This is a genomic window from Paracoccus sp. (in: a-proteobacteria), assembly GCF_030536915.1.
Lineage (GTDB): Bacteria > Pseudomonadota > Alphaproteobacteria > Rhodobacterales > Rhodobacteraceae > Paracoccus.
Genome location: NZ_JAUNPC010000128.1, coordinates 1 through 5,909, shown reverse-complemented (window position 1 = coordinate 5,909; position 5,909 = coordinate 1). Strand labels below are relative to the sequence as shown.

Genomic DNA, 5,909 nt, shown 5'->3' with positions numbered 1-5,909 from the left:
AACCGCATGGATTCACCAGGTGAATCCTTCACGGGGAGAGTTCTGCAACAACGCCATTGCGATATGGGGTATTCTTGGCAGTGCTGAGGGCTTGAAGCGATTCACAAGAGCCTCGCGGAGGGTGCAACCCAGCAGCCTAACGGCTGGGGTTCTCCTGCAGGGATACGGTCCCGCCGGGTCAATCCGTTTGCGGGTGCGGTATCCACTCTAGCGTTACCAGAACACCCCGCATAGTGCCCCAGACTTGCCACTCTGGATCCTTGATGCCGGTTCGGTTCCCGCACTGCCTCATGCATGAATGCGGGATGGCGAGTGTGCTGCCAGCCGACCTGCTTCGAGCTTCACCCTGTTGATAGCGAGTTCTGCGATTGCTGATGGCCTGTGTGCCTTGTGCCGCACCACGCCGAGCGAGCGCGCCGGTGCGTCGTCCAGATCGATGATATGCAGTTCCGGCTCGGTGATCATCATTGCGGCAAGACACGGCAAAAACCCCACCCCGAAGCCTGCCGCCACGAACTTGCCGATGGTGGCGAGATGCTCGAACTCCATAAGCGGACGGAACTGGGCGCCGCGCTGCAGGAAGGCAGCATCTGCGTAAAGCCGCGCGGCGGTTCCCTTGGGCATCGAGAGCAGTCCCAGCGCCTGACAATCCAGCAGATCCGCCGGCGCACCATTTTCCAGGCGCCTGTCATCGTTTCGCGCCAGGAGCACATACCGATCGCGGACGAATTCATCATAGACAATATCGGTGCGGGACGGGTCCGCTGAGGTCAGGGCAAAGTCGACATCGCCCGCCAGCATGAGGTCCAGGGTCGCATCCGAGAGAACATCGCGGATATGAAGCTGTGCGGCGGGATCCGCCTCCCGCACTGCTTGGGCGACCGCCGGCAGCAGCATTGCGGCAAGCGAGGGCAGGGCGGCGACGGAAAGACGGCTCGCCTGCCGCTGCACGATGCCCTGCATCGCACGAAGGCCATCATCATAGTTTTCAACCACCCGCCTGGCGACTTGCACAAGTGATCCACCTTCCCGCGTTAGGACCACCAACCGCGTCGTGCGCAGAAACAGTGGCGCGCCGATCTCCTCCTCGATGCCCTTCACGATGCGGCTCAAGGCCGGCTGAGTGACGCTGAACTCCTCGGCCGTGCGGCTGAAGCTGCGCGACTCGGCCAGCGAGATCACAATACGGAGCTGGCGCGGAGTAAGATTCATTCGGTCACGGCATCAATTCATCAGAATGATGAATTTATCATATCCTCCGCGTGCTGCTAGTCTCGCTTCGACTTAGAAGGGAGCCGCAGATGGCGGATCAATCGGACGAGCCCAAAGGCTTGCAGCGTGGGCTGACCAACTATGGTGATCGGGACTTCGCGCTCTATCTGCGGCGCTCCTTCGCGAGTTCGATGGGCTTCACACGCGATGCACTGTCCCGACCCGTGGTCGGGATCAACTCGACCCCCAGCGGCTTCAACAACTGCCACCGCTCAATGCCTGAGCTGGTCGAGGCGGTAAAGCGCGGCGCCATGCTTGAAGGGACACTACCGCTCGAGTTTCCGACAATTTCCTTGGGCGAAGCCTACCTGACGCCGACCAGCCTCAAGTTCCGCAACCTCATGTCGATGGATGTCGAGGAAATGGCACGGGCACAGCCGATGGATGCGATGGTCGCGATCGGCGGCTGCGACAAGACCGTGCCTGCACAGATCATGGGGGCGATTTCGGCCGACCGGCCAACGGTGATCCTCGTCACGGGGCCCATGATGACCGGCCGTTACAAGGGAGAGAGACTGGGGGCCTGCACCGACTGCCGCCGCTATTGGGCCCGCTTCCGCGCGGGCGAGGTCAGCGCCGACGAGCTGTCGCTTGTCGAGTCCAACCTGGCCACGACGTCCGGCACCTGCGCCGTGATGGGCACGGCCAGCACCATGGCCTGCCTAACCGAGATCCTTGGGTTCGGGTTGCAGGGCTCGGCCACGGCGCCGGCGGTTCATGCCGACCGGCTGCGGATCGCCGAGGAATCGGGCAGGCTAGCCGCCCGCATGGCTGTCGATCCGGGGGCGGTGCGGCCGACCGAACTGGTCACGTCGGCGTCGCTCGACAATGCGATGCGGCTGCTGCTGGCCATCTCGGGCTCGACGAACGCCCTTGTCCATCTGGCGGCCATCGCGGGGCGCGCGGGGCTTCGACTGTCGCTGGAACGGCTGAATGAGCTGGCCGCGACCACTCCGGTGCTCGTCAACCTCAAGCCGGTCGGCGCGAATTACATGGAGGATCTGCACGCCGCGGGCGGCGTCACCGCGCTGATGTGGGAATTGCGCGAACTTCTCGATCTTGATTGCCCCACGGTGACGGGCGAGGCGCTTGGCGCGCGTCTCGAAGGTTTCGATCCTGCCTCGATCGACCGCAGCGTGATCCGCCCGTTCAACGATCCGATCGAGCCGGAGGGCGGACTGATCGCGCTGTTCGGGAACCTCGCGCCAGAGGGTGCGATCCTCAAGCGCGCCGCTGCAACCCCCGAGCTGCTGGAGCGCGAAGCGCGGATCGTCGTCTTCACCTCGCCCGAGGATCTTGCCCGGCGCATTGACGACCCGGATCTGGACGTCGGACCCGACGATGCGCTGGTGATGCAGATGGCTGGGCCGAAAAGCGCGTCCGCCATGCCCGAGGCAGGGTATCTGCCGATCCCGAAGAAGCTGGCGACGCAGGGTGTGAAGGACATGATCCGCATCTCGGACGCGCGGATGAGCGGCACCGCCTACGGTGCCATCGTGCTGCACGTGGCGCCCGATTCTGCGTCCGGCGGGCCGCTGGCACTGGCGCGGACAGGTGACCGCATTTCGCTCAGCGCCTCGCGCAATCGGATCGAGCTGCTCGTCGATGAGGACGAACTGGCCCGGCGGCGTGCCGGGCTGCCGGCTGCGCCCGACGAGGCCCCGCGCGGCTATGCGGCGCTTTACGACCGCCATGTAACGCAGGCGCCCGAAGGCTGCGACTTCGATTTCCTGCAGCACCCGGATCTGCACCGGCCGGCGCGGCGGGAAGACTGATCTTTCTTGGGAGGAGAAAAGATGTATCACTGGATGAAGCAGACGGGTTGCACCGTCGCGCTGCTGGCCGCGGCTGCAACCGGAGCATGGGCGCAAGCCGATTATCCGTCCCGTCAGGTGACACTGGTCGTGCCCTATGCAGCGGGCGGAGCGACCGACATCATCGGCCGCATCGTGGCGCAGGGGCTTGGCGATGAACTGAACCAGACGATCGTCGTCCAGAACGTTCCCGGCGCGGGCGGGTCGATCGGCGCGATGCAGGTCTCGCGGGCCGATCCCGACGGCTACACGCTGCTGATGGGCGCGATGACAAGCCATTCGATCAACATGAACCTGCCCACGGCGCCGGGCTTTGACCTGCGGACGGATTTCGAGACAGTGGGACTTGCGGGCAGCGTCGGCCTGGCTCTCGTGACCCGGCCCGACCTCGCAGTGGACAGCTTCGAGGCTTTCCTGGCGGAAGCCGAGGCGAACCCCGGACAACTGGCCTATGCCTCGGCCGGCGCTGGATCTCCCCAGCATCTGGGGATGGAGATGCTGAAGAACGCGGCCGATATCGACCTTGTTCATGTGCCCTATCAGGGATCGTCGCCGGCGATTACCGACCTGATCGGGGGACATGTCGATGTGATGTTCGATACGATCCCCTCGGTCCTGCCGCATGTGAACAGCGGCGCGGTCAAGGCGCTGGCCGTCACCACACCCGAGCCCTCGCTCTTCCTTGAAGGCCTGCCAACCGTCGACTCGGCCGGGGTGGAGGGGTTCGACGTCCAGTCGTGGTTCGGCGTTCTCGCCCCCGCCGGCACGCCCGAGGCAGTGACGCAGCGGCTGAACGAAGTCCTGAACGCGAACTTGCAGAAGCCCGAGACGATCGCCGCCCTTAAACAGCAAGGCGTTGTCGCAAGTCCGGGGCCGCGCGAGGCGGAGACTGCGCTGATCGAAAGCGAGATCGCAAAATGGCAGGCCGTCATCGAGACGGCCGGGCCGCTGGAATAAGGAGCCTGCGATGACCAGCACTTCAGTCGCCGTCATCGTCGGGGGCGGAACGATGGGCGCCGATGTCGCCATCGTCTTTGCCCGCGGCGGCTGGCGCGTCGTGGTCGTCGAGCCTGCTGCCGAACGGCGGCAGGCGCTCGGCTCCTACTGGACGGTCGAGTTGGACAAGACCGGACACGGCGTGGCCATCAGCGCCATGTCGGCCGAGGCGAAAATGGACGATCTTGCATGGAAGGATGTCGCTATCGTCGTGGATTGCGCGCCCGAGCGGCTGGACGTCAAGCGAGTCGTTTTCGAGACCGCGGCGCGACTGGCGCGGGCCGATGCCATCCTCGCCTCCAACTCCTCGGGCTTTCCGATCTCGCAGATCGTTCAGGGCCTGCCGCATCCGGAACGCTGCGCGGGGCTGCATTTCTTCATGCCCGCGCATCTGGTTCCGTTGGTCGAGGTCGTCTCGTCCGCCGAGACGAGCCAAGAAACTGCCGCGCGGCTGATGACGATCATGCGCGATCTCGGCCGGGTTCCGGTTCATGTCCGCCGCGATCTGCCGGGCTTCCTGGCCAATCGGATGCAGCACGCGCTGGCCCGCGAGGCTTTCGCCCTGATCGAGGCCGGGATCGCCTCGGCCGAGGACGTCGACGCGGCAGTGCGCTTCGGCTTCGGCTTCCGCTTTCTTGCGGCTGGACCTGCGCTGCAGCGCGACCACGCCGGACTGGACGTCCATTGCGCGGCGGCCGCGACAATGTATCCGTCGCTGTCAACGGCAACGCAGCCCAGCAGCGAGTTGCGCGACCGTGTCGAAGCCGGGCGGCTGGGAATGAAGACCGGGGCAGGGTTCTACGACTGGTCGCCCGAGACGATCGCGGCCGAACGCGAACGCTATCAGTCGGCGCTTGCTGCGGCGCTGGACATCATTGCCGATGACCTTCCGCCGATCCGGCCGCTGGAGGATCGCCGATGAGCGCAATCCTTCCCTCCGTTGCGGTCACGGTCGCGCCCAACGGGTCCTACAAGACCAGGTCCGATCATCCGGCACTGCCGATCACCCCGGCCGAGCTGGCGCGATGCGCAAGCGCCTGTCTGGAGCGAGGAGCCGGAATGTTCCATCTCCACGTCCGCGACCGCGACGGGTGTCATCTGCTGGACGCCGCGGCTTATGGCGAAGCTACGACCGCCATCCGGCGCGCGGTGGGTGACAAGATGATCATCCAGGCGACCTCCGAAGCCGCGGGCCGCTATAGTCCCTCTGAGCAGATGGCTGCGATCCGCGCAACCCGGCCAGAGGCGGTCTCGCTGGCCCTGCGCGAACTGGTCCGGGAGGACGATGAGGTGGCGGCCGCCACGCAGTTCATCGAGGATCTGGACCGCGACGGGACGATGGTCCAGGTCATTCTTTATTCCGAGGCGGATCTTGCTGCCTGGTGCGCATTGCGTCAGCGCGGCGCGTTCGGAAGCCGCCCGCAAACGCTTCTCTTCGTCCTGGGTCGCTATACCGAGAACCAGACATCCACGCCCGTCGATCTCCTGCAGTTCCTCGCACAGCCGATCGAAGCGCCCTTCAGCGTCTGCGCGTTCGGCCGGTTCGAGCGGGATTGCGTCCTGACGGCTGCGCTGCTCGGCGGGCATGCGCGTGTGGGCTTCGAGAACAATCTGCATATGCCTGACGGCCAGCTTGCTCCCTCCAACGAAGCCCTCGTCGGGGCGTTGGTCGAGGTCTTGGCATCTCTTGGGCGGCGGACATCAAGCGCAGAAGAAATCCGATCGCAGTATCGCTAGGACGAGGAATTGAGATCGAAGTCGGTCAGTTGGAACGTAAGCCTCCGGCGGGGGCCGTCTGACGGGATTTCGATGTCGATGATAAGTCCG

5 protein-coding genes are annotated in these 5,909 nt (G+C 65.0%); 4 read left to right on the top strand and 1 reads right to left on the bottom strand.

The annotated features are described in order from the left end of the window. Positions 1 to 288 precede the first annotated feature (288 nt). Positions 289 to 1,212 (bottom strand): LysR family transcriptional regulator, encoded by a 924-nt coding sequence (locus Q4F04_RS14420; RefSeq protein WP_303370498.1) that lies wholly within the window; start codon positions 1,210 to 1,212, stop codon positions 289 to 291. Between the two features lie 89 nt (positions 1,213 to 1,301). On the opposite strand from Q4F04_RS14420, the gene Q4F04_RS14415 reads away from it, so the two are divergent. Genes Q4F04_RS14415 through Q4F04_RS14400 form a run of 4 tightly spaced genes read left to right on the top strand, consistent with a single transcriptional unit; the run spans position 1,302 to position 5,819 of the window. Continuing rightward, complete coding sequence (locus tag Q4F04_RS14415; protein WP_303370497.1) at positions 1,302 to 3,047, top strand: dihydroxy-acid dehydratase; 1,746 nt, start codon at positions 1,302 to 1,304, stop codon at positions 3,045 to 3,047. 21 nt (positions 3,048 to 3,068) lie between these two features. Next, positions 3,069 to 4,043, top strand: a complete 975-nt coding sequence (locus tag Q4F04_RS14410; protein ID WP_303370496.1) for a tripartite tricarboxylate transporter substrate binding protein — start codon at positions 3,069 to 3,071, stop codon at positions 4,041 to 4,043. A gap of 10 nt (positions 4,044 to 4,053) precedes the next feature. Further along, on the top strand, positions 4,054 to 5,004 hold the full coding sequence (locus tag Q4F04_RS14405; protein ID WP_303370495.1) for a 3-hydroxyacyl-CoA dehydrogenase family protein: 951 nt from the start codon (positions 4,054 to 4,056) through the stop codon (positions 5,002 to 5,004). Then, positions 5,001 to 5,819 carry a 3-keto-5-aminohexanoate cleavage protein gene (locus Q4F04_RS14400; RefSeq protein ID WP_303370494.1) on the top strand — a complete coding sequence of 273 codons (819 nt, stop codon included), beginning with the start codon at positions 5,001 to 5,003 and terminating at the stop codon, positions 5,817 to 5,819. The genes Q4F04_RS14405 and Q4F04_RS14400 overlap by 4 nt, the downstream gene beginning before the upstream one ends. The last annotated feature ends 90 nt before the right edge of the window (positions 5,820 to 5,909 follow it).

Coding starts and splice junctions, on each gene's coding strand:
- Q4F04_RS14400 (WP_303370494.1), top strand. CDS start 5,001: ATGAGCGCAATCCTTCCCTCCGTTGCGGTCACGGTCGCGCCCAACGGG.
- Q4F04_RS14405 (WP_303370495.1), top strand. CDS start 4,054: ATGACCAGCACTTCAGTCGCCGTCATCGTCGGGGGCGGAACGATGGGC.
- Q4F04_RS14420 (WP_303370498.1), bottom strand. CDS start 1,212: ATGAATCTTACTCCGCGCCAGCTCCGTATTGTGATCTCGCTGGCCGAG.
- Q4F04_RS14415 (WP_303370497.1), top strand. CDS start 1,302: ATGGCGGATCAATCGGACGAGCCCAAAGGCTTGCAGCGTGGGCTGACC.
- Q4F04_RS14410 (WP_303370496.1), top strand. CDS start 3,069: ATGTATCACTGGATGAAGCAGACGGGTTGCACCGTCGCGCTGCTGGCC.